Origin of the sequence: Salibacterium aidingense DSM 18341 (genome assembly GCF_000429685.1) — a bacterium.
Classification (GTDB): domain Bacteria; phylum Bacillota; class Bacilli; order Bacillales; family Marinococcaceae; genus Salibacterium; species Salibacterium aidingense.
This window is the reverse complement of record NZ_AUCI01000011.1, coordinates 18459-44681: the sequence shown is the minus strand read 5'-3', so window position 1 is coordinate 44681 and position 26223 is coordinate 18459. Positions and strand designations below refer to the sequence as shown.

The following is a 26223-nucleotide window of genomic DNA, read 5'->3' as shown; positions in this document are numbered from 1 at the left end:
ATTTCCATTGTATTCCGTTTTAATCTTGGTTTTACCTCTTTATTTTACCACATTTTAACCCGTTGCTCTATGAAAGGAAAGTGACAACAATTTTAACTATTCTAAAGAAAGGAGGGTTTTCCTTGCGTCCTAATATAGGGATCGTTAACGCGTTGCTTCGCATCACCTGTGGTCTAACTCTCATCTGCTGGGCCAACGCAAGAGCAAGCCGTATGCGCTGGAATGGCGGGAATCACCTGCTCTGCACCGTTCTTGGCGCTATGAAAGTAGCGGAAGGTATTACACGGTTCTGTCCCATGACTAAGGGAATTCAGGCCATGGTGAACGAACAGCATCATGCAGAAAACACACCGGACTATCATAACATGAATCAGACATGAGTCAAGCGGCTTTTTCAGTATAGCAGCAAGAATAATGCAGCGGTAAAAATTTCGTAAATAATCTCACACGTTTTTGGGGGGACAGTAGTTATTGATTTTATTTTATCTACTGTCCTCCATTACTATTTAAGAGGACATGGCATCAGGGCATTTTTCACTGAATTGTGTTTTCCAAATGTCCTCGAGGCTGTGCTACAGCCGCTTTCCATTATGTAGTACCTCCTGGAAGGGGAGGCGGAAAAGCAGGCTGCTTCTCGTTCTCTGCTGCGGTGCTTTTCGCTATGTTAAGTCGCGGAGTTTATAGGTAGTGTACCTCGTGGACATATATTCCGTTAAATGGCAGAGCTAGCGGCCTTTGGCGGTTTTTTCGGACATTTGTTCCGCTATCTGGACTTTGGACCACTTCTTTTGCGTAGAAAAGGGGAAATAACGGATTAAATGTCCAATTCCCCCTTCAAAACGGAAAAAACGGAAGAAATAACGGAACAAAAGTCCGCACGTTTTAGTAATCGTTAGAAAAGGGACGCCCCCAAAAAAAGCTCCAGCCACAAGGAACAGTACCTTGGCTGGGGCTTTTTATCAGCGGGAAATAATATGATGCCCGATATCTTTTCGGAAAAACAGGTGGGAGGTATCCAGTTCCTCCAGTTTTTTGTATACCGTAGTCTGTGCTTCTTCCAGGGTGGCTCCTTTTTCTGCCAGAAGGAGCACTCTGCCGCCGGCGGTGACATATCTGCCATCCTGCTCGCCGACTCCGGCAAAGAATAATAATTCCGACTCCGGAACACTGGAAATCGAGGCCCCTTTATCGTAGGGCCCGGGGTACCCCTTTGATGCGGCTACGACGCCAAGGACCGCTTCGTCCGACCAGATTAATTCAGGCGCCCCGCCCTCCATAAGCTCCAGGATAACCTCCGTCATATCCGATTCCAGCCTGGGCAGCACCACCTGGGCTTCCGGATCACCAAAGCGGGCATTGAATTCAATGACTTTCGGGCCTTCCCCGGTCATCATTAATCCGGCATATAGAATTCCGGTAAAAGAGCGGTCTTCGGCTGCCAGTCCATCAGCTGCCGGCTGCAGAATATCACGGACAGCACGATCTACCTCGGCCTCGTTGAATTGCGGAACCGGGCTGTATGCTCCCATGCCTCCCGTATTTGGGCCTTCATCACCATCATAGGCGCGTTTATGGTCCTGGGCGCCTGCCATTGGGAGGACGGTGGTGCCGTGCACAAACGCCATCAGCGACAATTCTTCGCCCTGCAGGTATTCTTCTAGTACAACCCGGGCCCCCGCCTCACCGAATGTATGATCCAGCAAAATACGCTGAAGGGCCTGGTCCGCTTCTTCCTGCGTAAAGGCAACCGTTACCCCTTTTCCGGCAGCAAGTCCATCGGCCTTAATCACAATCGGAACACCTTCTTTTTCCACATGGCGTACCGCTTCCTCATAATCTGAGGTGACTTTGTATGTACCTGTTGGGATGTTGTGACGCTGCATAAACGCTTTCGCAAATGATTTGCTTCCTTCGATCAATGCCGCTTCTTCTGTCGGGCCAAACACCCGCAGCCCGGCCTCCTCAAATCTATTGACCATACCGGCAAGCAACGGGGCTTCCGGACCTACTACGGTCAAATCGACCTGAGCGTCTTTGGCAAATTGAACGAGTCCATTAATATCGTCATCCTTGAGCTTGATGCATTCCGCCGTGTTTTTCATGCCGGGGTTCCCCGGGGCGGCGTACACTTTCTCCACCCGCGGGCTTTTGGAAAACGTCCAGGCCAGGGTATGTTCCCGGCCGCCGCCTCCAATGACAAGCACATTCATGAATGAGACTCCTCCTTCCCCAACTTCTCTTAATGTTTAAAGTGGCGCATTCCTGTAAAGACCATAGCAATCCCAAGTTCATTCGCTTTTTCAATCGATTCTTCATCCCGAATTGAACCGCCCGGCTGGATAATGGCACTGACTCCAGCCTCTCCGGCCACTTCCACAGTGTCTTTCATCGGGAAAAAAGCGTCCGAACCCATCGCACTCCCCCGGGCACTGGCTCCGGCTTGTTCGATTGCAATTTTTGCCGAGCCGACCCGGTTCATCTGACCTGCTCCAACTCCTACCGTCCGTTCATCATTCGCCAGCAGAATCGCGTTGGATTTTACGTGTTTGACTACTTTCCAGGCAAGCTTCAAGTCCTGCCATTCCTTTTCCGTCGGATCCCGATCCGTGACGACCTGAATGTCCGCATCGAGGAAGCCTTTCCGATCTTCTTCCTGCACAAGGGCGCCGCCGTGAACAGTCGTAATTTTAGAACGCTCCTGGGGTGTTTCTTCTTCCAGAGCTATCGTGAGTAAGCGGAGATTTTTCTTTTCTGTCAAAATATCAAGAGCTTCCTGCGTAAAAGAAGGGGCAATGATAATTTCAAGAAAAATTTCCCGCAATGGACGAGCGGTTTCCTCATCTAATTCCCGGTTAAAAGCGACAATCCCTCCGAAAATGGAGACCGGGTCCGCTTCATATGCTTTTCCATACGCTTCGTTGACTGATTCCCCGACTCCGACTCCGCAGGGGTTCATATGTTTCACAGCCACAGCAGCGGGCTGGCCGAATTCTTTGACGATCGATAGAGCGGCTTCTGCATCGTTGATATTGTTGTAGGATAACTCCTTGCCATGCAGTTGGATGGCGTTGGCAATGGAACTCATCGGACCAATCGGCTCTCTATAAAACGCGGCCTGCTGATGCGGATTTTCTCCATAACGGAGATCCTGCTTTTTTTCATAAGTGACCGTGTACGTTTCCGGGTATAATTCTCCGGTCCGGCTGGTTAAGTAATTGGCGACAAGTGCATCATAGGAGGCCGTATGCCGGAATACTTTGGCGGCCAGACGTTCTTTCGTCTCCTGCGGCACGTCGCCGCCTCCTTTGATCTGTTCCAAAATTATGTCATAATCTTCCGGATCGGTTATGACAGTTACATGTTTATGGTTTTTTGCTGCTGCCCGCAGCATGCCCGGACCTCCAATGTCGATATTTTCAATGGCTTCTTCAAAAGAGGTATCTGGTTTTTCGACTGTTTCCTTGAATGGATAGAGGTTGACAACCACCAGATCAATAGGTGTAATGTGATGTTCCGCTAGCTGGGTCATATGTTCATCTTTATCCCTCATGGCAAGCAGACCGCTGTGAATGTACGGATGCAGGGTTTTCACCCGGCCATCTAAAATTTCCGGAAAACCGGTAACGTCTGAAATACCAAGGACGTCCACACCGCCTTCGCTTAGTACGCGGCTTGTGCCGCCGGTAGAAACAATCTCCACTCCTTCGGCCTGCAGCTGTTTGGCAAAGGGGAGAATCCCTTCTTTATTCGATACGCTGATTAATGCTCGTTTGATGCTCATTGTAAGTTGGGCCTCCTTGCGATAGTCGCTCTTTAAGTAAGGACTGAATAGTATCCGGGTACAGGCGGTGTTCGACCGCCTGTACCGCTTTTGTCAGAGAAGCAAGGGAATCGGTTGGTTTCACGGCCACAGCTTCCTGGGCAATAATCTTCCCCGAATCCATCCCTTCATCTACATAATGCACCGTAACCCCTGTTACTTTGACTCCTGCTTCCCATGCCTGTCCAATAGCGTCCAGACCGGGAAACGCAGGTAGAAGAGAAGGATGAATATTAATAATATGTTCTGGAAAAGCGGCAAGCAGTGTTTCGCCGATCAGCCGCATATATCCTGCCAGCACAATCCAGTCTACCTCTGCCTCATGCAGCCTGGCAGTGATTTCTTTCTCAAACGCTGCTTTGTTGTCATACGCTTTCGGGCGGAAGCAAAAAATCGGAATATCGAGAGCCTCAGCCCTTTTGACCACATACGCATCCGGCTTATCGCACACCAGTAGGGAAACTTCTGCGTCCAGCCTGTTTTCCACCACGGCGTCTGCGATAGCCTGAAAGTTAGACCCGCTGCCTGAAGCAAACACAGCCAGCTTCATAATGCTTCCCCCTTTACCAGCTTCAGCTCTCCGGTATCGGTTACCTTTCCGATGCGGCAGACCGCTTCTCCTGCGCGCTGCATCGCCAAGACAGCATCCTCCGCGTCTTCCGGTGCGACAGCAGCCACCAGGCCAATTCCCATGTTAAAGGTTTTAAACATGTCTTCTTCTGTAAGGTTACCATGCTTCTGCAGGAAAGAAAATACAGCCGGCTTTTCCCAGGAAGACAAGCTTACTTCCGCGCCAAGGTGCGAGGGAAGCATTCTTGGGATGTTTTCATAAAACCCTCCGCCGGTAATATGCGCCATTCCTTTCACTTCCACGGCTCCGCGTAAGGCCTGGACGGCTTTCACGTAAATGCGGGTCGGCTCCAGCAGTTCTTCTCCAAGCGTTCGCTGAAAAGGATCATACGTCTTCTGTAGATCCAATCCTGCGTCTTCAAGGAGCACTTGGCGGACAAGCGACAGGCCATTACTGTGAATACCAGAAGATGGCAGGCCAAGTACCACATCTCCCGGCTCGATCTTTTCCCCGGTTATCAGGGAATCTTTTTCCGCAGCACCGACGGTGAAACCGGCAAGATCGTATTCGTTCGCCTCGTACATGCCGGGCATTTCAGCCGTCTCCCCGCCGATAAGCGCGCAGCCTGCTTCTACACAGCCATCGGAGATGCCTTTTACAATCGCTTCGATTTTATCCGGTTCCGTTTTCCCACACGCCAGATAATCTAGAAAATAAAGCGGTTCGGCTCCCTGCACGGCAATATCATTGACACACATGGCCACCGCATCTTTTCCAATCGTATCGTGTTTATCCATCGAAAACGCGAGCATTAATTTTGTTCCTACGCCATCGGTCCCTGAAATCAGCACAGGATTTTCAAAGGGGAGCGCCGATATATCAAACATGGCGCCGAATCCGCCCAGAGCCCCCATTACTTCCGGCCGCAGCGTTCGTTCCGTATGCTGCTTCATCCGCTCTACAGCTTCGTATCCGGCTTCCACATCGACACCGGCATTTTTATAAGCGTCCGACATACGCTTCGTCCCTCCTTGATCGTAAAGTCTTTTAGCCATTGATTACTTTGTCATGTGGATGAAGCGTATCCTCATAGATATCCGTGGGATAATTTCCGGTAAAGCAGGCAAGGCACTGGCCGCAGTTTGACTCTCTGCTGCTGCGTCCGATGCCGGAAAGCATCCCGTCTATGCTGATGAAAGAGAGCGTATCAGCCCCCATCTCCTCCCGCATTTCTTCCACCGTATAGCTGGCGGCGATCAATTCTGACTTGGTCGATGTATCAATGCCGTAAAAGCAAGGATGAGTAATGGGCGGGGAGCTGATCCGCACATGCACTTCCGCAGCCCCGGCTTCTTTTAACATTGTCACAATGCGTCGGCTTGTAGTACCTCGTACAATGGAATCATCCACCATAACGACCCGTTTTCCTTCGACAACGCCGCGCACTGGTGACAGCTTCATTTTCACGCCCTGTTCCCGCAGTTCCTGGGAAGGCTGAATGAACGTACGGCCAACATAGCGATTCTTAATCATCCCCATTTCATAGGGAATCCCGGTTTCCTCCGCATAGCCGATAGCGGCGGAAATGGAAGAATCGGGCACACCGGTAACGATATCCGCTTCCACCGGCGCTTCCTGAGCCAATTTCTTTCCGAGGTTTTTACGGGCGGTGTGCACATTAATCTGATCAATATTGGAATCAGGACGGGAAAAATAAATGTATTCCATGCTGCACATCCGTCTGTCCTGCGATTTGGCATATAGTTCCGAATGCATGCCGCTGTTGTCAAAGGTGATGATTTCTCCGGGCTGCACTTCCCTTTCATACCTGGCGCCGATAACATCAAAGGCACAGGTTTCCGAAGCAACAACATACGAGTCCCCCAACTTTCCGATACTGAGAGGGCGGAGGCCGTACGGATCCTGGGCCACAAGCAGTTTATCCTCGGTCATCACCGCGAGCGCATAAGCCCCCTCCACCATTGAAAGCGCATCGCTCAATTTATCTTCCATCCGCGGATAGATACTGCGTTTGATCAAGTGGGCGATCACTTCCGTGTCCGATGTGGATTGAAAAATACTGCCCTGATCTTCCAGTTCAAGTTTCAGATTGTGTGCGTTCACAAGATTGCCGTTATGGGCGATTGCCAGGCTGTCTGTTTGGGAACGGAACATCAGCGGCTGACAATTATCAAGACCGCCGCCGCCTGCTGTAGCATAACGGACATGCCCGAGGGCAGCATGCCCCTCCAGTTCCTCCAGATTCCCTTCTTTAAACGCATCATTCACAAGACCGAGCCCCTTATGAATCAACAGCTTTTCTTCATCGCTGACTACAATGCCGGCCCCTTCCTGGCCGCGGTGCTGCATGCTGTGCAGGCCGTAGTAGGCAAGCTGGGCCGCTTCTTTATGGCCCCACAGGGCGAAAACACCGCACTCTTCATTTAATCCCTTGATTTCACCAAGCATGGAATGGCTCCTTTCCAGGCACGTTCTAATTGTTCTGCCGCTGCCTCCAGTACTTTTTCACCTGATGGCTGATACACGTCAAGTTTTGGATCATTTGTTACCTTTCCAAGGAATGCCGCGTCCGTCACGATTGATTCAAAAGCTTCTATTTTTTCCTGCGGGACAGAAACAAGAAAACGAGACTGCGTTTCCGCAAACAAGGCTGCCGCTGTTTCTTCTTCCTGCACCGTCACACTTGCCCCAAGACCGCCTGTGTCCATCATACTCTCTGCCAGTGCGACCCCAAGTCCTCCTTCTGCCAGATCATGGGCAGAACGAACGTAGCCTTGACGGATCGCTTTAAGCAGCTCCTGCTGCCGCCGTTTTTCCACTTCCAGGTCAAGTGTCGGCGCCGGTCCGGAAATGTCACCGTCCAGCAGTTTCTGCAGTTCACTTCCGCCAAACTCCGGCTTTGCTCCGCCAATGACATAGATGGCATCCCCGGCTTGTTTAAATGACTGCGTCGTAATGTGGGCCAGGTCTTCAATTAAACCGACCATACCGACCACGGGGGTCGGATAGACAGCACCGGCCTGGGTTTCGTTATACAGGGATACATTTCCGCCGATTACCGGGGTATCAAGAGCAGAGCAGGCTTCGCTCATGCCGTCTGTTGATTTTTCCAGCTGCCAGTAGATTTCCGGGTTTTCCGGGCTGCCGTAATTAAGGCAGTCTGTCAACCCGAGCGGAGTTCCACCTGAACAAACGATATTACGAGCCGCTTCAGCTACTGCGATTTTCCCGCCGGTCTCGGGATCGAGATAAAGGAAGCGGGAATTGCAGTCCGTGGTCATGGCGAGAGCTTTGTTCTTCCCGCGCACCTTAAGAACTGCAGCATCTGAACCGGGCCGCACTGCAGTGTTGGTCTGAACCATGTAATCATATTGATCATAGACCCATTCCTTGCTTGCAATCGTTGGCTGCTGCAGGAGATCAAGCAGCGTCTGCTTCGGATTATCCACGTGAAAACGAATATCTTTGATCTGCTGATTTTTTGGGAACGCCCGGTGTTCAATGGAGTCCGGATGATATACCGGTGCTTCTTCCGCGAGGGCATCGGCTGGAATGTCCGCTGCGACTTCCCCTTGAAAAAGGAGACGGAGCTTTTGCTCCTCAATGACATGCCCTACTTCCGCAGCATACAGTCCCCAATGATCACAAATGTCGCGGATTTCCTGTTCGTGTCCTTTTTTCACCACGAGAAGCATACGTTCCTGGGACTCGGAAAGCATCATTTCATAGGGGGTCATATCCTGCTCCCGCTGAGGTACTTTATCCAAGTTCATTTCAATGCCGTAGCCGGCCTTGCTTGCCATCTCCGACGAAGAAGAGGCAAGACCGGCAGCTCCCATGTCCTGTATGCCGATCAGTGAATCAAGCTGCACCAGTTCCTGGCAGGCCTCCATCAAAAGCTTCTCCATGAATGGATCGCCGACCTGTACGGAGGGCCGTTTGCTTTCTGATTCATCACTTAATTCTTCTGATGCGAAGGTGGCTCCGTGAATCCCATCTCTGCCGGTACTAGCTCCAACATACATCACCGTATTGCCGGTACCTCTGGCGACACCTTTTTGGATATCTTCATGATTAATCAGGCCGACACACATGGCATTCATCAGTGGATTGCCTTCATAACATGGATCGAATTGGATTTCCCCGCCGATCGTTGGAACGCCGACACAATTGCCATAGCCCGCAATTCCGGCAACCACTTCCTCAAACAAGTAACGGCCCCGGGCCGTCTGTAGTTCGCCGAAACGGAGGGAATTCAAAAGGGCAATCGGCTTGGCCCCCATCGAAAAAACATCACGTAAAATGCCGCCGACCCCGGTCGCCGCCCCCTGATACGGTTCAACCGCGGAAGGGTGGTTGTGGCTTTCTGCCTTGAACGCCACCGCCTGGCCGTCCCCGATATCAATGATTCCAGCTCCTTCCCCCGGTCCCTGCAGCACCTTTTCACCTTTACTCGGGAATTTCCGTAATAATACCTTCGAATGCTTGTAGCTGCAGTGTTCGGACCACATAACGGAAAAAACGCCCGTTTCTGTATAGTTTGGAAGGCGGCCGAGAATTTTTTCCGCCATGGCAAATTCTTCCTCTGTCATTCCCATTTCCTGATAGAGTTTGTCGTCTTTAATTTGCTGCGGTGATGGCTCAAGGAGCAAGGACATGTGATTCCCTCCAGTTTTTTAACATCGATTGAAACAGCTGCAGACCGTCGGCACTTCCAAGCAGATCGGACATGGCGCGTTCCGGGTGGGGCATCATGCCGAGTACATTGCCTTTTTCATTAATGATACCGGCGATACCAGCGGCCGACCCGTTGATATCCGTCTCATACGTGAAAACAACCTGATTGTTGGACTTCAGTTTCTCCAGGGTTTTGTCGTCGCAATAGTAATTTCCATCTCCGTGTGCTACGGGAATCGTTACATTCCTGCCTTTTTCATATTCCGTTGTAAACATGGTGTTATTACTTACTACGTTCAGGGGAGTCGGACGGCAGATAAACTTTAAGTTCTTGTTTCGCTGCATCGCTCCCGGGAGCAGGCGTGCTTCCAGCAGCACCTGAAATCCGTTGCAGACACCGAGCACCGGTTTACCTTTTTCCGCTTCTTCCATGACGCTTTCCATTACCGGGGCGAACCGGGCAATAGCGCCGGAGCGGAGATAATCCCCGTAGGAGAAGCCGCCGGGAATCAGAATCGCGTCATACGCCGCGAGACTCGTTTCGGTGTACCACACTTTCTCTACCTCTTCCTCCAGGCCGTCCTGAATAGCATAAAACATGTCATCGTCGCAGTTGGAGCCCGGAAATACAATCACCGCGAATTTCATGAAGAAACCGCCTCCCCGATCGTATAGGTGTAATCCTCTATCACGGGATTGGATAATAGTTTTTCGCACATTTCTTCAATCCGCTGTTCCACATTTTTTGTGTTTTCCACTTCCAGCTCCATGTATTTACCAATGCGGACATTTTTCACTTCTTCATAATTCATCGCATGAAGAGAATTCGTTACGGCACTCCCCTGCGGATCCAATACTCCTTCTTTCAACGTCACATAAACGTGGACTTTTATCATATTCAGGCCCCTCCCAGTCTTTTTAAAATTTCGGTATAGCCTTCCTGCAGCGACCCAAGGCCATAGCGGAATACATCTTTATCAAACTTTTCCCGTGTTTTTTTATCCCACAGGCGGCAGGTATCTGGAGAAATTTCATCTGCCAGCAGCAGGCTGCCTTCTGCGGTGATACCGAATTCCAGCTTGAAATCCACAAGAAGCAGCCCGTGAGTATGAAAGTGGGTTTTCAATGTTTCATTAACAGCGAGCGCCTGTGTTCTCATCTCTTCCAACTGGTCCGGCTCAGCTGCTTCCAGCATACGGATGTGATCGTCATTAATGAGCGGGTCACCTAGTTCATCATCTTTATAGTAAAATTCCACAATAGGCTGATCGAGTTCGATTCCTTCCGCCACTCCGGTTCTGCGGTGAAGACTTCCGGCCACGATGTTGCGGACGACAACTTCAAGTGGAATAATTGTTGTTTTACGGACGAGCTGCTCGGTCTCTGACAGTTTTTTTTCAAAATGACTGGGGATATCCGCTTCAGACAGCGTCCGAAACAGCATGGAGGAAATGATATTGTTCAGACGGCCTTTGCCGGCCAGCACTTCCTGTTTTTCGCCGTTAAAAGCGGTGGCGTCATCTTTGTATTCCACCCACAAGAGTTCTGGATGTTCTGTGCCGTAAAGTTTCTTCGCTTTGCCTTCATACAGCAGTTCCCGCTTTTCCATTCCGGGCTCCTCCTTTTTATGTTTCTAAACCAGTGCGCTGAAATACCGTATCAATTTCGCGCAGGTGATGGTTGTAGTCAAAACAGCCGTCGAGTTCTTCCGGGGTTAACGTATCGGTAATACGGGAATCCTGCTCTACGATGGAACGGAAGGAAACCCCTCGTTCCCAGGCTTCCATCGCTTTCGGCTGGACAAGATCATAGGCTTCTTCTCTTGCCATCCCTTTGTTGATAAGCGTCAGCAGCACCTGCTGGGAATAAATCAGTCCGTAGGTGCGGTCCATATTGGCTTTCATATTTTCCGGGAAGACTGTTAACTGTTCTACAATTCGGGCAAAGCGGTTAAGCATATAATTGAGAGCAATCGTCGCATCTGGGAGAATGATTCGTTCCGCAGAGGAATGCGAAATGTCGCGTTCATGCCAAAGGGGAACATTTTCGTACGCTGTCATCATATGGCCGCGGATCACCCTGGCAATACCGGTCATATTTTCCGAGCCGACGGGATTGCGTTTATGCGGCATCGCAGAGGAGCCTTTCTGCCCTTTAGCGAAAAACTCTTCAACTTCCCGGGTTTCGCTTTTCTGAAGGCCGCGGATTTCGACGGCCATTTTTTCAATAGATGTAGCAATCAATGCCAGCGTACTCATGTAATGAGCATGACGGTCCCGCTGCAGCGTCTGGGTGGAAACTGGAGCCGGCTCCAGGCCAAGTTTTTCACAGACAGTGGCTTCAATGAAGGGAGGAATGTTAGCGAATGTACCGACAGCCCCGGAGAGCTTACCGACTCGTACCGTTTCGGAGGCTGCTTTAAAACGTTCAATATTTCGTTTCATTTCCTCATACCAGAGCGCGAGTTTCATGCCGAACGTGGTCGGTTCCGCATGCACACCGTGGGTCCGGCCCATCATAACGGTGTATTTGTGTTCCTGTGCTTTGGCCTTCAACACCGCCAGGAAGCGTTCCAGATCCCGGAGCAGAATGTCATTTGCCTGTTTTAAAAGATAGGAGAGAGCTGTATCCACTACATCCGTGGATGTCAGACCATAGTGCACCCACTTTCTCTCTTCCCCTAGAGTTTCCGAAACAGCCCGGGTAAAGGCCACTACATCGTGGCGTGTTTCTGCTTCTATTTCATGAATCCGCTGGACATCAAATCCAGCATTTTCGCGGATTTTTGCGACATCTTCTTTCGGAATCTCTCCATATTCCGCCCACGCTTCACAGGCGGAGATTTCCACCTCCAGCCACGCCTTAAAGCGGTTCTCGTCTGTCCAGATGGCGCCCATTTCCGGGCGCGTATACCGTTCAATCATGCGATTTCCTCCACTCTCTATCGATTATTCAGTGTCCATTCTTTCTCTCCACACTTTTTCTGTTGTTGCCATGGCCTCGTTTCTTGTCGCACCCAAGACGGTCCAGTGCCCCATTTTCCGGCCGGTTTTGGCATCCTGTTTCCCATAAAAATGAACATGGCCTTCTGCAAACTCTGCAAGGTTGTCCAAAACGTACGAAACATCCTCTCCTAAAATATTAGTCATCACCACCGGCTTCAGAAGTTCCGTGGAACCAAGCGGCCAGCCGCAAACCGCACGGACATGCTGATCGAACTGCGACGTCGCGCACGCTTCTATCGTATAATGGCCGGAATTGTGCGGCCGCGGCGCCACTTCGTTGACGTAGACGGTTTCTTCGTCCAACACGAACATTTCTACCGCCAGCGTACCTACAAGTTCGAATTTTTCTGCAAGCCTGCAGGCCATCTCCCGGGCCCGTTCTTCCGTTTCCGAAGAAATCGAAGCCGGGACGATCGTCTGGTGCAGAATATTATTTTTATGTATATTTTCCCCTACCGGGAATACGGCCGTTTCTCCGTTAGTACTTCGGGTGACAATAACAGAAATTTCTTTTTCGAACGGGATCCACGCTTCCACTACCAGATCTGTCGTCTGAGCAGCCAGTTCCTGAAAGGCTTCCTTTATCTCTGTGTCTTCATTAATAACGACTTGACCTTTACCGTCGTACCCGCCCTGACACGTTTTCAGCACAGCCGGACAGCCGATGTCCTGCAGTGCATTCTCCAGAGCTTCCACGGAGGATACAGGCCGGTAAGGCGAAACTTCCACTCCGGCATCCTGGACCGCCTGTTTTTCACGAACCCGGTGTTTCGTCGTATAAAGAAGCTTGCTTCCCTGCGGAAGATACATCGTATTTTCGAGAAAAGAAGCAGTATCGGCATCGATATTTTCAAATTCATAGGTGAGTACATCACAGTGTTCTGCCAGCTGTTTTGCCGCTTTGCGATCATCGTAAGCCGCTTCCACGGATACATCAGCGATCTGGGCGGTCGGGGCATCCGGTTTTGGTTCGAGGACCGCAATCCGGTATCCCATTTCGCGTGCGGACAGGGCCATCATCCGGCCAAGCTGGCCGCCCCCCAGAATTCCTATGGTTTTTCCAGGTTTGATCAAGCTCGTCATGACAAATCCCCCGTCTCCATTACTTTTTGACGCATATCTTCCCGGTGCTGCTGCAGCCGTTCCGCTACTTCTTCGTCGAACGCTCCTAAAAACCGGGCAGCCAGAAGACCGGCGTTAACAGCTCCGGATTTGCCGATCGCCACCGTTGCAACAGGTACTCCACCAGGCATCTGGGCAATGGACAAAAGGGAATCCATCCCATCCAATGCCTTCGACTGAACAGGTACTCCGATAACCGGAAGGATTGTTTTCGCCGCGACCATTCCAGGCAAATGGGCTGCCCCGCCTGCTCCGGCTATGATTGCCTTCAAACCTCTCTCTCTGGCGGAGGCTGCATATTCAAACATTAAATCCGGCGTGCGGTGGGCCGACACGACTTTTTTTTCATAAGAAATATTCAACTCCTCCAATACATCCACCGCGTGTTTCATTGTTTCCCAGTCCGATGTACTTCCCATAATGACGCCTACTTGTGCACCCATGTTCAGACCTACTCCTTCCATTGAACAATAAAAATACCCCGGACTTGAGCAGTTTCTGGGTCAAGAGAAAGCTGTTCCTCAGCCGGGGATGATTATCTTATCCAGTACCATACAAACAGGACAAATGACCTTCCGGCCGCCTGTCTGTCCACCGGTTCCCTGCCATACTTTCCCTCATAGTCCGGCCATTTACGGTCGCCGGGTAGAAACTATCAGGCCTTATCCCTGATCATATATGAGGCTGTTTTTTCGTATCATTACAAATACAGCTTAACAGGATGTCATGAAATCTGTCAATTAAAAATCGAACATTTCCAAGTGAAAAACAATTAATGTTCGGTTATTGAGGGTTTGCCTCAAATATAATCTGTTGTTTCACTGGAATTCTTTCCGTTTTTCCGTTTTGCTTCACTTCCTGGAACACAGGTTTTTCCATGCGCCGCACTGGAATATAGCCTTCAGCTTTCATGCGGGCGAGACAGTCTGCAATCGTTTCTCCTTCTTCCACTTCGAACCGCTTCTTTTTCGCCATGCCTCATTCTCCTTTCTTTATCCCGGAGGCAGCGTCTGCAAAACTCCAGCTTCCTGTAAGCAGGAGATAAGATCATTGAGCCTCTGCTCCTTATTATATTGGGATCTCCCCCTGCTGAGGGAAAACCCCCCCTCTATTTTCGGATACCTTTTACCCAGAATCCGCCGAAAAATGCTTTAGGTTCATGGGAAATAATAAAGGCTTTTGCATCCAGTTTTTTGACGCTGTCATACAAATCAAACTCCGAGCGCCGGGAGGTGAGGATTTCCATCATCAGACGCTCCCCTTCCCTCCCGTAAGCAATCCAGTTTGTCACCCCATAACCTTTATCCCGAAGCGCGTTTGGTATATCCGGTTCATATTCTTTTGTGATAACATTTACCGTAATATAACCTAAAGCCAGCTTTTCTTCAATTTTCATACCGACGACAATCCCCAGCCCAAACCCAATCGCATAAACGAGCAGATTCAAGATGTTGTCAATGTTATCAAGAACCAGTCCAAGGCCTGCTACATAGATGATAATCTCGACCATGCCGACACAACCTGCGGTGTAATTCTGCCCCTTCAGTGTAAAAATCATTCTAAGCGTAAACAACGAGACATACACAATATTAATGAAAAAAATAACAAGCAGCATGGACCAGGCATTCTCAAGTAACAGATTCATCATCTTTTTCACCACCGCTTTCCTTTAATCATCGCATGCAGCAATTTTCGAAAAAAATATATCACGATTCTGAGGAAGGGGGAAGTAGTAATCATTCGCCTTTTTTCGTATCCTGCCCCGCACTGACAGGGAGGGAATAACTCGAAGCATGCGGCTTGAGAGTTTATCTTTCATTTGCTAGGATTTACTTAAACGATGTTACTTTTTGGAAGAGTGAAAAAGGGGTCTTTGTCATGAATTCAATTGGACTGGTGCTCGAAGGCGGAGGCATGCGCGGGGTGTATACAGCCGGTGTTCTGGAGTATTTTTTGGAACATGATATCCATTTTCCATATGTACTGGGCGTTTCTTCCGGAGCATCGGTGGCCTGTTCTTATTTAGCCAGGCAGAAGGGACGGAATAAAAAAGTAAATATTGGCATGGCCGGAGACTCGAGGTTCCTCAGTCTTCGAAATTTATGGCGGGAAAAAAGTCTGTTTGGGATGAACTTTTTATACGACGAAGTTCCGAATCATCTTGTACCGCTGGATATGGACCAGATGAACAACAGCAGCCAGACATTTGTTATCGGCACTACAGATATTAAAACAGGCCGGCCTCATTATATCTATCACCAGAAGGAGGAGGATGTGCTGACGGCCGTACGCGCCTCCAGCAGTCTCCCCATGCTTGCCCCTGTCGTCCATTATAAAGGATTTCAGTTGTTGGACGGCGGCGTTTCCGATCCTATTCCGATCCACAAATCGATTGCAGACGGCTTTCCTTATAATGTGATCGTTCTGACCCGGCCGAGAGGCTACCGTAAAGAACCTTTTAAACTTGGAAAACTGGCACGAAAATATTACAAAAACTACCCCGGGTTCGTTCAGGCCTTAATAAATAGACCAGCTCTTTATAATAAAACGATGGCGGAAGTGGAGAAACTGGAAGAGGAGGGCCAAATCAAGGTACTGCGGCCCGGTGCTTCCCTGCATGTGCACCGCACCGAAAAAGACCCGGTGAAGTTAAAAGAAATGTATCAGGCAGGGTTTGAAGACGCCTCTCATCTTCACCACGAATTTCCGGACTGGCTGGACAATATGTATTCGTCTGCTACATAAGCCCCGCTGTTAAGGGACACCATACTTTCTGCATTATAAAGAAAAACAGATCTTGGGAAAACCCAGGATCTGTCCTTTTTTTAATGAAAAGTTTCTGCTTAACAGGGGCGATATCAAAAGTCTGCTATAAGAAAAAGACCGGACCCTTGTGATTCAACTCCGGACGCTGGCTTGGGAAAATCCGGCCCAAACTCCGTTTCATTTTATTCGCCGACAGATAGGATGGTTTTATGGAGCAGTGCTGCGCCGTCCAGGCAGTCTTTCAACTCCGTAAATTCCTCCGGGCTGTGACTTTTTCCCTGAACACTCGGCACGAAAATTAAACCGGATGGTACATATTTCCCAAGAATCATAGCATCATGCCCGGCTCCGCTTGGTAAATGAAGGTAGGGAAGATTCAGCATGTCAGCAGAAGCTTCCATTTTATGCTGGATCCACTCCGGAATAGGAACCGGCGGTATCCGGATCTGTAGATTGGTTTCGACATGCAGCCCTCTGTCGGCTGCTATTTGACGGGCTGCTTTTTCTATTCTATCCAGCATTTCATCTCTATTTTCTTCCTTTATATCTCTCACATCAACAATCAAGTCGGCCCGCCCTGCGATGACGTTGGAACCGTTTGGACTAAGGGTCATTTTACCAACAGTAGCAACTGCCGTGGAACTAATTTCGGGTGGAATCTTCTCAACAATGGTCATCCATTCTGCGGCTGCTGCGGCGGCGTCGTGACGCATGGTCATCGGCGTATTGCCGGCGTGGTCCGTCTCTCCTATGAAGGCCACTTCAATCCAGGAAGGCCCGGCGATGCCATTGACAATTCCTACACTCTTTTCGTACTGTTCAAGCTGTTTTCCCTGCTCCACGTGTACTTCTAAAAAAGCTTTAATCGATTCCGGAGGCAGGTAGCAGTGTTTCAGTTTATTAGGGGAATATCCCTGCCGCTTCATCGCCTCGGCCGCTGTCGTATCGTAATCATCCCTCATCTGGAACAAGTCTTCTTTTGTGACTTCCCCCATCACAATCCGGCTTCCAAGCAGACCGCTTCCAAAGCGGGACCCTTCTTCATCGGTAAATACCACCACTTCAATAGGATGAGTGATTCTTCCCTGCCCTTGTATAACAGCTTCCACCGCCATTAATGAGCTCACACATCCCAGTGCTCCGTCAAAAGCTCCCCCATTAGGCACTGTATCCAGATGAGACCCCGTCAATAAAACGGGAAGAGCCGGATCCGTTCCTTCCAGACGTCCGAAAAGGTTGCCGGCATGATCCTCCCGCACGGTTAGACCTGCCTGCTCCATCCATGATTGAAACAGCCGTTTTGCCTGTTCTTCCTCGTTTGTATAAACAAATCTCGTAATGCCGCCCTCTTCTGTTTTTCCAATTTCCGCTAAAGCAGCCAGCCGTTCTGCGAGAATATCTGGATCCAACGAAGGGTACTCTCTGCAGTCAGGTTTCGAAGCAAGCAGTCTCTCTTTTGTAAAGATATTCATCTTTTTCCCCCATACTCCGCTTAAGTTTTACCGTTCCACATAGTGTAGTAGAAAGGACGGTACCCTTCAACCCTATTCTATAGAGAATAGAAAATGGAAGGAGGTCCCCTCCATAAAAACAATTCATAAACGTCAGCTCCACGAATCTGGTGACAACGTCGAACGGTCCCACAACGCGCACCTCCGGGCAGCTGGGCGGTGAAGCTGAATTTCGAAAAAACCAAACTTCTACCCTTTTTATCCTCTAATAAAAAACGGCGGTTGAGAAATTTGCTCAACCACCGCCCTTATCATCGTAGAAGTTGACTGCTTTTGGAACGCCTCCGCTGCAGACGGGCAGTTGGGACGCCGCTTGTCCCCAGCTGTCCTTCGTTACAGGGTAACTACCTTTCTTCCCTGTACCTGCCCCTGTAAAATTTGATCTAGGGCTGAAGGAAGTTCCTGCAAAGAAATATAGCTTGCGATCTGTTCCAGCTTTTCCGTGTCTTTCATATCGGAAGCCAAACGGTTCCAGACCTTAACCCGGCGCGGCATCGGGCAGTTCACTGAATCAATTCCGGCCAGCGTAATACCACGCAGGATAAACGGAAATACGGTGGCCGGTACTTTGGTTCCTGCTGTTAATCCACTGACAGCCACAGCCCCGTCATACGATAAAGAGCTCAGTACATACGCGAGGGTTTCGCCTCCGACAGGATCCACAGCTCCAGCCCAGCGCTGTTTATCCAGCGGCCGTATAGTTTCAGGCTGCACATCTTCACGGGTAAGAATGTGCGAGGCACCAAGCTGCTTTAAAAAACCATGCTCCGACTCTTTCCCGGTGCTGGCCGCCACCTCATACCCGAGACTGGAGAGCATCGCAACTGCCATACTTCCGACGCCGCCTGTCGCTCCTGTGACAAGGATCGTCCCGTCTTCCGGCTGAATCCCTTCTTCCTCCAGACGCATTACAGAAAGCCCTGCCGTAAAACCAGCTGTACCGTAAATCATCGCTTCTTTCAAGGTCAGGTTTTCCGGAAGCGGCACCACCCAATCGACCGGTACACGGGCATATTCCGCAAACCCTCCAAAGTGGGAAACACCCAGCTCATAGCTGGTGACAATGACGTGATCCCCTTTGGAAAACCGGGGGTCTTTGGACTCTTCCACCACGCCGGACAGGTCAATCCCCGGTACCATCGGATATTCATTAACGATATTACCGTCAGCCATCGCAGCCATCCCATCCTTAAAGTTTACACTGGAGTAGTGTACCTTTACCAGAATTTCCCCTTCCGGCAGATCCTCCAGCGACAGATGGCGGATTTCCCTGGAAATATTATGTTCGCCTGCTTTCTCTACCATTAATGCCTGAAAACTGCTCAACGAAACAACCTCCTTTAATAAACGATACCATTTCCATTTTCCCATTTCTCCTTTCCTTCAATCCAATGATTTGCCTTCGCGCAGATGGGCAATACTAAAAAAAGCATAAGAAAAACGGATTTTTGGAGAAGTCTCCCATGTTCCATCCTTTGCACTCATCTGTTTTCCCTACTCCCGCTTTTACTCTCAGCATCCGCTTCAAACAGGACGCTATCCGCGGGCAGCAAACCAATACGATGAATGGACTGGAGTTATGCAGGAAAACTGGAGGACATTATAGTGTAATTTCTTAGACCTCACAAGCCCCATGGAGAGGTTGGAGGCCAGTAGGTTTCTTCCCTTTTTTGCTCGCGGCCTCCAAAAGCATTTGGGGGCCGATCCTCCCTCTTTTCTACCTGCCGATGGGTTCCGAATCTAATTTGGAGAACGATAAGGGGTTCGTTTCAATCATTCGTGTCCTCCACAACTATGACCGGCTCTTGAGGTGTGCCTATGAACCTCCGGCCGGAACTGAATATCAAAACGTAACATCTTACGAATGAGAAAACATAGCTTGGAAAACCGCCTGGACTAAGGAATATACTGTACGGCCCAGTCTCCAGGCGTCCATTTTCCGTTCAGATAAACCTTTTAAAGTTTCATCATGATTCACAAACACCTTCCGATATTCCGCTATGGCGGTCATTATTTTTCTAAATCTGGAAGAAAGGAGCACCATTCTATGAGACAGTGGCTGCACGGCCTGCGTTTTTCTAATTTCCTGATTATTACGCTGGGTGCTTTTATTTTTGCTTTTGGGATTATTCATTTTAATTTACAAAATGGACTGGCCCACGGGGGATTTACCGGGCTGAGCCTGATTATTTATTATCTTCTCTCGATACCCCCCTCGGTGTCCAACCTGGTGTTAAATGTACCGTTATTTATTATTGGCTATAAACTGCTGGGGCGGAAGGTTTTTATCTACAGCCTTTATGGGACGGTTATGGTTTCTGTTGCCCTTTCCTTTTTTGAAAATTACTGGCATGCCGACGTTTTTCTACAAAACGATATGATACTTGTTTCTTTGTTTGCCGGCGTATTTGCTGGTTCCGGTCTTGGCATCATTTTTCGGGCAGGCGGCACCACGGGCGGCGCGGACATTATTGCCCGACTCGCTGAGAAATACTTAGGCACCGGAATTGGCTCCGCGATGTTTTTCTTTGACGCCTTTGTTATTACCTTCTCGCTTGTGCATTTAACACTGCCGCAGGCGATGTATACCCTGGTCGCTGTTTTTGTGGCTGCGCGTGTGATTGACTTCATCATTGAAGGAGCCAATGCCGCAAAATCAGCAATGATTATCTCCAATCACACGGATTCTATTTCAGATGCGATTATTCAGCGCATGCGCCGTGGTTCCACCGTTTTAACTGGAAAAGGAAGTTTCACAAAAGATGAACGTAATGTTCTGTATTGTGTGGTGAACCGCAACCAGCTCATTCAGCTGAAGTCGATTATTTCCGATGTCGATCCTTATGCGTTTGTCTCTGTCCACGACGTGAAAGAAGTAGCCGGAGAAGGTTTTACCTACGATCCGGAATAACATAATTGATTTTTTGCTTGACCTATTTGTATATACAAGTTAAACTTTAAGAGAAATTAAATTTGTATATACAAGTTAATTTGCAAGCGGTTATTTTTTTATTATTTATTCCGCTCTTTTTCTTTTCATCATTTGAAAACGTTTGCAAGGAGGTGCCTTTTGTGGCCAAAGTCAGCAAAAAATCTGTCGAACACATTCTGGAGGCCATTGGCGGGCAGGAAAACATCAATTCGGTTACACACTGTGTAACGAGACTGCGGTTTGCTCTTCACGATGAAAGTAAAGTAGATCAGGAAAAGCTGGAAAGTATCGACGTGGTCCGTGGTGCTTTTTCCACCAGCGGGCAGTTCCAGGTGATTATCGGACAGGGAACCGTAGAAAAAGTATATAAAATCTTAACCGATATCACCGGGATCGAAGCATCTTCCAAAGAGGAAACGAAAGAAGCCGCCCAGCAGAATATGAACCTGCTGCAGCGGTTTGTCAAAATGCTCGGTGACATTTTTATTCCGATTCTGCCCGCCATCGTAACGGCAGGGCTGCTGCTCGGTATTAACAATATTTTAACCGGGCCTGACATTTTTTATGATGGACAGTCCGTGGTGGATGTGCATACCCAGTGGGCCGATTTTGCCAACATTATTAACGTCATTGCCAGTACGGCATTCACCTTTCTCCCTGCTTTGATCGGCTGGTCAGCGGTCCGTCAGTTTGGAGGGAACCCGCTTCTTGGTATTGTCATGGGTCTTGTTCTCGTTCACCCTGAGCTGTTAAGTGCTTACGGCTATGCAGATGCCAAAGAAGCAGGGGACGTCCCGACGTGGAACTTATTCGGACTGGAAATAGAAAAGCTGGGCTATCAGGGCCAGGTTCTGCCGATGCTTGTGGCTTCGTATATTCTCGCAAAAATTGAAATCTTTTTATCGAAACGGGTACCTGATGCCATTTCTATGTTAATCGTTGCTCCCGGCGCGCTGTTAATCACTGGCTTTCTCGCGTTTGTTGTCATTGGACCGGTAACGTTTGCGCTCGGAAATGTGATTACGGACTTTTTCATTGCTACCTTTCAAAGTTTCTCCGCCCTTGGCGGTTTATTGTACGGTCTTTTATACGCCCCGATGGTTGTTACCGGGCTGCATCATACCTTCCTGGCTGTCGATATCCAGCTTATCAACAGCGACCTGGAAGGAACGTTTTTGTGGCCGATTCTCGCTTTGTCCAACATTGCCCAGGGCGCGGCTGCGTTTGCAATAATGATGGCCTCCAAAGATGAAAAATTACGCGGGCTGTCGTTTTCTTCCGGCATTTCCGCCTTTTTAGGAGTAACAGAACCGGCAATGTTCGGGGTGAACATCCGCTATCGTTTTCCATTCATCTGCGCCATTATTGGTTCGGCTATTGCGGCTGTTTTCATTACAATGAATGATGTACTCGCCACCTCCATCGGGGTCGGCGGCGTTCCCGGTATTTTCTCGATTTATCCGCAGTTCTGGTTTGTATTTGCCGTCGGCATGGGGATTTCCATTGTCGTACCGTTTGTTCTAACCTATCTTTATGTTAAATTTAAAAAGGTTGAAGTCTAAAGGGGGAGTTGGGCTGACCCGTAGGAAAAGGCGCGGGCCGGTCCATTTCCCTTATTTCTCAAGGAGGGGTGTGTTATGCAGGAGTGGTGGAGAAAAGCCGTCGTCTACCAAATCTATCCAAAAAGCTTCAATGATACGACCGGCAGCGGGACTGGCGATATTCAAGGGATCATCAACAAGCTGGATTACATCAAGACACTTGGTGCCGATGTCATCTGGCTTACTCCCATCTATGCTTCCCCCCAAAAAGATAACGGCTATGATATCAGCGATTATTTTTCCATTCATGCCTCCTTCGGTACGATGGAGGATGTGGAGCGCCTGCTGCAGGAAGCTCATCAGCGAAGCCTAAAAATTATTATGGATATCGTAGTCAATCATACATCGACCGACCATCCCTGGTTCCAGGAAGCCAGAAAGGCGAAGGATAATCCATACCGTGATTATTATATCTGGAAGGACCCTGTCAACGGGGCAGAGCCGAACAACTGGGAGTCCAAATTCGGCGGTCCGGCCTGGGAACATGATAAACGGACGGAGCAGTACTATCTTCACTTATTTGATACAAGCCAGGCTGACCTGAACTGGGAAAATCCAGAACTGCGCCAGAAGTTGTATGACATGATGAATTTTTGGTTTCAAAAAGGAGTCGACGGGTTCCGACTGGACGTCATTAACCTGATATCCAAACACCAGGATTTTCCGAGTGATGACTACGGCAGCGGAAAAAAATTCTACACAGATGGGCCGCGGGTGCATGAATTCATGCATGAAATGAACCGCCGGGTGTTTTCCCGCTATGACATTATGACCGTTGGGGAAATGTCCTCCACGACCATCGATCATTGTATTAAGTACACAAGACCAGACCGCCGGGAGCTGAATATGACATTTAACTTCCATCATTTGAAAGTAGACTATCCTGCCGGTGAAAAATGGGCACTGGGCGATGTGGATTTTCTATCATTAAAGAAAATACTGGCAGAATGGCAGGAAGAAATACAGAAAGGCGGCGGCTGGAATGCCCTGTTCTGGTGCAACCACGATCAGCCCCGTGCCGTATCCCGATTCGGCGATGATGGGGAGTATCACGCGGAATCAGCGAAAATGCTCGCCACTGTCCTGCATTTTCTTCAGGGAACCCCTTATATCTACCAGGGGGAAGAAATCGGCATGACCAATCCCGATTTCGCAGACATTGATCACTATAGAGACGTCGAAACCCTGAACCATTACCGGCAGCTGCTGGATCAGGGCATGGACGAATCCAAAGTGATGGCCGTGATTCAGCAGAAATCCAGGGACAACGCTCGAACACCGATGCAATGGACCGCGGAAAAACATGCCGGTTTTTCTACAGACGAGCCCTGGATTCCTGTCTCCTCCAATTATGATAAAATTAATGTAGAAACCGTCATGAAACAGCAGAATTCGATTTTTCACCATTATCAGGTCTTAATCAATCTGCGAAAAACCCAGGAAACGATAACGACCGGCCGCTTTGAGCTTCTGCTGGAGAACGATCCCCGGCTTTTTTGTTATGTGCGTGCCGGGGACGGCGAAGACATCCTGGTGATCAACAACTTTTATAAAGAAGAAACCGCTTTTCACCTGCCCGCGTCTCACGCCTTTCTGGCCGAAAAACAACCGGAACTGTTAATTTCCAACTACGAAGATACAGCCGGGCGGATTGATCAGCTTCCTCTGCGGCCCTATGAGTCTGCCGCTTATCTTCTCAAGTAAATGAATCGGTGATGGATAATGAAAAAAATATATTTGAGCATTTATGAAGACATTGCGTATAAAATCGAAGGCGGAGACTACCAGACGGGGGACATTCTCCCTTCGGAACACGAGCTGCTTTCTATTTACCACACGTCACGTGAAACCATCCGGAAAGCGTTGAATTTATTATCCGAACACGGGTACATTCAAAAAATCCAGGGAAAAGGTTCCGTGGTGCTGGATATTAACAAGGTCTCCTTCCCTATTTCCGGGCTCGTCAGTTTTAAAGAACTCGCCGGCAAAATGGCAGGCCCTGTGGCCACTGCCGTGCAAACCTTTCGGGACATAACACCCGGCCGGGGGATCCGCACCAAACTAAAGCTCTCCGGAGAAACCCCGGTCTGGGAAATCAAACGAGTCCGCCGCATCGAAGGAGAAAACATCATTCTCGATAAAGACTATATTATTAAAGAGACGGCACCGGGATTAACGGAAGAGATATGTCAGAATTCCATCTATGAATATATCGAGCATACACTCGGCTTGACCATCAGCTTCGCCAAAAAAGAAATTACGGTCGAGGAACCGACACAGGAAGACCGCGACCTGCTGGATCTTGAGGACTTTTCCAGTATTGTCGTCGTGAAAAACGATGTCTACCTGGATGACACGACTCTCTTTCAATACACTGAATCCCGCCATCGTCCGGACAAATTTAAATTCGTCGATTTTGCGAGACGGAACCGGTAACAGCCGCCGTCCTTTTTCTTTCAGCTTCCGGACATACAAAAGCCGCTTCCGCTCGAGTTCGGAAGCGGCTTTTCTGTTTTAAACTCCTAAAAACGCAAAATAAAGGATAAATACAAAGAAGAGAATATACATAATCGGGTGAATGTCCCGGGTTCTCCCCTTTAACAGCATGGTGATCGGATAAAAGATGAAGCCAAGCGCGATCCCGGTAGCGATACTGTAGGTCATCGGCATGGCGATGACGGTTAAAAATGCCGGAAGTGCCATTTCCAGGCGGTCCCATTCAATCAGCCGGAGGGAGGAAGCCATCAGCACGCCGACAATAATAAGAGCCGGGGCTGTCACTTGATCCGTCACTACCACAAGAAGCGGTGAGAAAAACAGAGCGAGAAGGAACAAAACCCCTGTAATAATGGAGGCAAACCCAGTACGTCCACCAGCTGCCACCCCGGAAGAAGACTCAATGTATGCGGTCGTGGTGGAAGTTCCCAGTACCGCTCCTATGGAAGTGGCGGATGAATCTGCCAGCAAGGCCCGTCCGGCCCGGGGAAGTTTGTTGTCCTTCACAAAGCCAGCCTGATTGGCTACCGCATAAAGCGTCCCCGCCGTATCAAAAAAGTCAACAAATAGAAAGGTAAGCACAACAATCAGCATCTGGCCGAACATCTGCCCGGTCCACTCTATTTCACCCAGAAAGGTAAAAGCAGAGCCGAACGTTGGAGCCAGGCTTGGAACAGACCCAATAACAGCATCCGGAATTCCAATCAAACCAAAGATGATACCAGCAGCTGCTGTAATGGCCATCCCATAAAAGATTCCTCCTCGATAGCCGAGTACCATAAGCACAGCCGTCACGACCAGGCCGAAACAGGCCAGCACCGTCGTCGGTTCTGTCATGTCCCCGAGAGCTACAGCAGTGGATTCATCAGGAACCACGATGCCGGCGTTCTGAAGACCAATAAAGGCAATAAATAAACCAATACCAGAGGCTGCTGCGTATTTCAGCTGAGCCGGGATCGCGTTAATAATTTTTTCGCGGATTCCAAGCAGTGTAATAAAAATAAAGATAAGACCTGAAAGAAATACACTGAACAGAGCCAGCTGCCACGGAATCCCCATCGTTAGTACCACCGTGTAGGTAAAAAAGGCGTTTAACCCCATTCCAGGTGCCAGCGCAATCGGATATCTGGCGAGAAGGCCCATAATTAAGGTACCAACTGCGGCGGAAACAGCTGTAGCAGTAAAGATGGCCCCTTCATCCATCCCGGCTTCCGCAAGGATACTCGGGTTTACAAACAGAATATAGGCCATGGCCAGGAAAGTGGTCAATCCGGCCAGACTTTCCTGTTTATAGCCTGTGCCCCATTTTTTAAATTCAAAATAACGCTCCACACGTCATTCCCCCATTTTAGATTTAATAAGCATACGGATGTTCCTATGCATCCGCTGCAAAAGCGACGTTCTACATGTTTCTGTCTAATAAATAACTCCAGACAGTTTTTTCCACCGTCTGGAGCTTCTACACCAATCCCCGGCGGGGAGAAGCCTTCTTCCCGCCTCGATTATCGTAGTCAAGCTATTTACGGCAGCCTGTAGAAACTAGCGGACCTTATTTCCGCTATTATACGAATTGCTTGTTGTATTTTTCTTGTACCAGCAGACCTTTATTCCGTTATTCCCTTGGGAACTCCGAATGAAAGCCGTCACCCGGACAAATAGAGGAACAAACGTCCGATACCTCTGTGAAAAACCGGTATTCCT

At 49.2% G+C, this 26223-nt stretch carries 23 protein-coding genes and 2 riboswitches; of the genes, 6 read left to right on the top strand and 17 right to left on the bottom strand.

Going from position 1 to position 26223, the window contains the following annotated elements:
- Positions 1-122: 122 nt before the first annotated feature.
- Positions 123-380: a YgaP family membrane protein gene (locus tag G475_RS0112035; protein WP_026701520.1), complete on the top strand. Its 258-nt coding sequence runs from the start codon at positions 123-125 to the stop codon at positions 378-380.
- Between the two features lie 579 nt (positions 381-959).
- Here G475_RS0112035 and purD read toward each other — a convergent pair.
- The 14 genes from purD to G475_RS0111955 form a co-directional block, all read right to left on the bottom strand.
- Positions 960-2210 carry a phosphoribosylamine--glycine ligase gene (gene purD / locus G475_RS0112020; RefSeq protein ID WP_026701518.1) on the bottom strand — a complete coding sequence of 417 codons (1251 nt, stop codon included), beginning with the start codon at positions 2208-2210 and terminating at the stop codon, positions 960-962.
- Positions 2211-2239: 29 nt separating this feature from the next.
- Positions 2240-3781 carry a bifunctional phosphoribosylaminoimidazolecarboxamide formyltransferase/IMP cyclohydrolase gene (gene purH, locus G475_RS0112015; protein WP_026701517.1) on the bottom strand — a complete coding sequence of 514 codons (1542 nt, stop codon included), beginning with the start codon at positions 3779-3781 and terminating at the stop codon, positions 2240-2242.
- Positions 3744-4373 carry a phosphoribosylglycinamide formyltransferase gene (gene purN, locus G475_RS24875; protein WP_051302448.1) on the bottom strand — a complete coding sequence of 210 codons (630 nt, stop codon included), beginning with the start codon at positions 4371-4373 and terminating at the stop codon, positions 3744-3746. The genes purH and purN overlap by 38 nt, the downstream gene beginning before the upstream one ends.
- On the bottom strand, positions 4367-5407 hold the full coding sequence (gene purM / locus G475_RS0112005) for a phosphoribosylformylglycinamidine cyclo-ligase (protein ID WP_026701516.1): 1041 nt from the start codon (positions 5405-5407) through the stop codon (positions 4367-4369). The genes purN and purM overlap by 7 nt, the downstream gene beginning before the upstream one ends.
- A 31-nt stretch (positions 5408-5438) precedes the next feature.
- The gene (gene purF, locus G475_RS0112000; RefSeq protein ID WP_026701515.1) at positions 5439-6860 is read right to left on the bottom strand and encodes an amidophosphoribosyltransferase; all 1422 of its coding nucleotides are present in this window, start codon (positions 6858-6860) and stop codon (positions 5439-5441) included.
- The gene (gene purL / locus G475_RS0111995; protein WP_026701514.1) at positions 6836-9070 is read right to left on the bottom strand and encodes a phosphoribosylformylglycinamidine synthase subunit PurL; all 2235 of its coding nucleotides are present in this window, start codon (positions 9068-9070) and stop codon (positions 6836-6838) included. The genes purF and purL overlap by 25 nt, the downstream gene beginning before the upstream one ends.
- Complete coding sequence (gene purQ / locus G475_RS0111990; RefSeq protein ID WP_026701513.1) at positions 9054-9737, bottom strand: phosphoribosylformylglycinamidine synthase subunit PurQ; 684 nt, start codon at positions 9735-9737, stop codon at positions 9054-9056. Before purQ ends, purL begins: the two co-directional genes overlap by 17 nt.
- Positions 9734-9985, bottom strand: coding sequence for a phosphoribosylformylglycinamidine synthase subunit PurS (purS, locus tag G475_RS0111985; RefSeq protein WP_026701512.1), 252 nt, complete (start codon positions 9983-9985; stop codon positions 9734-9736). Before purS ends, purQ begins: the two co-directional genes overlap by 4 nt.
- 2 nt (positions 9986-9987) lie before the next feature.
- Complete coding sequence (gene purC / locus G475_RS0111980; protein ID WP_026701511.1) at positions 9988-10698, bottom strand: phosphoribosylaminoimidazolesuccinocarboxamide synthase; 711 nt, start codon at positions 10696-10698, stop codon at positions 9988-9990.
- A gap of 16 nt (positions 10699-10714) precedes the next feature.
- Positions 10715-12013, bottom strand: coding sequence for an adenylosuccinate lyase (gene purB, locus G475_RS0111975; protein WP_026701510.1), 1299 nt, complete (start codon positions 12011-12013; stop codon positions 10715-10717).
- A 24-nt stretch (positions 12014-12037) separates the two neighbouring features.
- Complete coding sequence (gene purK / locus G475_RS0111970; RefSeq protein ID WP_026701509.1) at positions 12038-13177, bottom strand: 5-(carboxyamino)imidazole ribonucleotide synthase; 1140 nt, start codon at positions 13175-13177, stop codon at positions 12038-12040.
- Positions 13174-13659, bottom strand: coding sequence for a 5-(carboxyamino)imidazole ribonucleotide mutase (gene purE / locus G475_RS0111965; RefSeq protein WP_026701508.1), 486 nt, complete (start codon positions 13657-13659; stop codon positions 13174-13176). Before purE ends, purK begins: the two co-directional genes overlap by 4 nt.
- 157 nt (positions 13660-13816) lie before the next feature.
- A riboswitch (purine riboswitch) is annotated at positions 13817-13918 on the bottom strand.
- Positions 13919-13999: 81 nt separating this feature from the next.
- The gene (locus G475_RS0111960) at positions 14000-14191 is read right to left on the bottom strand and encodes an NETI motif-containing protein (RefSeq protein WP_026701507.1); all 192 of its coding nucleotides are present in this window, start codon (positions 14189-14191) and stop codon (positions 14000-14002) included.
- 133 nt (positions 14192-14324) lie between these two features.
- A complete protein-coding gene (locus G475_RS0111955; protein ID WP_026701506.1) occupies positions 14325-14864 on the bottom strand; it encodes a DUF2179 domain-containing protein in 540 nt (179 codons plus the stop codon).
- A gap of 230 nt (positions 14865-15094) precedes the next feature.
- On the opposite strand from G475_RS0111955, the gene G475_RS0111950 reads away from it, so the two are divergent.
- On the top strand, positions 15095-15961 hold the full coding sequence (locus G475_RS0111950) for a patatin-like phospholipase family protein (RefSeq protein ID WP_026701505.1): 867 nt from the start codon (positions 15095-15097) through the stop codon (positions 15959-15961).
- 203 nt (positions 15962-16164) lie between these two features.
- On the opposite strand, the gene G475_RS0111945 is transcribed toward G475_RS0111950, so the two are convergent.
- Entirely contained in the window at positions 16165-17454 is a 1290-nt protein-coding gene (locus G475_RS0111945) for a Zn-dependent hydrolase (protein ID WP_026701504.1), read from the bottom strand.
- Between the two features lie 372 nt (positions 17455-17826).
- Positions 17827-18819: an NADPH:quinone oxidoreductase family protein gene (locus G475_RS0111940; RefSeq protein WP_026701503.1), complete on the bottom strand. Its 993-nt coding sequence runs from the start codon at positions 18817-18819 to the stop codon at positions 17827-17829.
- Between the two features lie 721 nt (positions 18820-19540).
- Here G475_RS0111940 and G475_RS0111925 point away from each other — a divergent pair.
- From G475_RS0111925 to treR, 4 genes are all read left to right on the top strand, one after another.
- Positions 19541-20404 carry a YitT family protein gene (locus tag G475_RS0111925; protein ID WP_084414100.1) on the top strand — a complete coding sequence of 288 codons (864 nt, stop codon included), beginning with the start codon at positions 19541-19543 and terminating at the stop codon, positions 20402-20404.
- Between the two features lie 161 nt (positions 20405-20565).
- Positions 20566-21987 carry a PTS system trehalose-specific EIIBC component gene (gene treP / locus G475_RS0111920; RefSeq protein ID WP_026701501.1) on the top strand — a complete coding sequence of 474 codons (1422 nt, stop codon included), beginning with the start codon at positions 20566-20568 and terminating at the stop codon, positions 21985-21987.
- Between the two features lie 75 nt (positions 21988-22062).
- Positions 22063-23730: an alpha,alpha-phosphotrehalase gene (gene treC / locus G475_RS0111915; protein WP_026701500.1), complete on the top strand. Its 1668-nt coding sequence runs from the start codon at positions 22063-22065 to the stop codon at positions 23728-23730.
- Positions 23731-23748: 18 nt separating this feature from the next.
- A complete protein-coding gene (gene treR / locus G475_RS0111910) occupies positions 23749-24462 on the top strand; it encodes a trehalose operon repressor (RefSeq protein ID WP_026701499.1) in 714 nt (237 codons plus the stop codon).
- Positions 24463-24540: 78 nt separating this feature from the next.
- On the opposite strand, the gene G475_RS0111905 is transcribed toward treR, so the two are convergent.
- Complete coding sequence (locus G475_RS0111905; protein ID WP_026701498.1) at positions 24541-25854, bottom strand: NCS2 family permease; 1314 nt, start codon at positions 25852-25854, stop codon at positions 24541-24543.
- Between the two features lie 156 nt (positions 25855-26010).
- A riboswitch (purine riboswitch) is annotated at positions 26011-26111 on the bottom strand.
- Between the last annotated feature and the right edge of the window lie 112 nt (positions 26112-26223).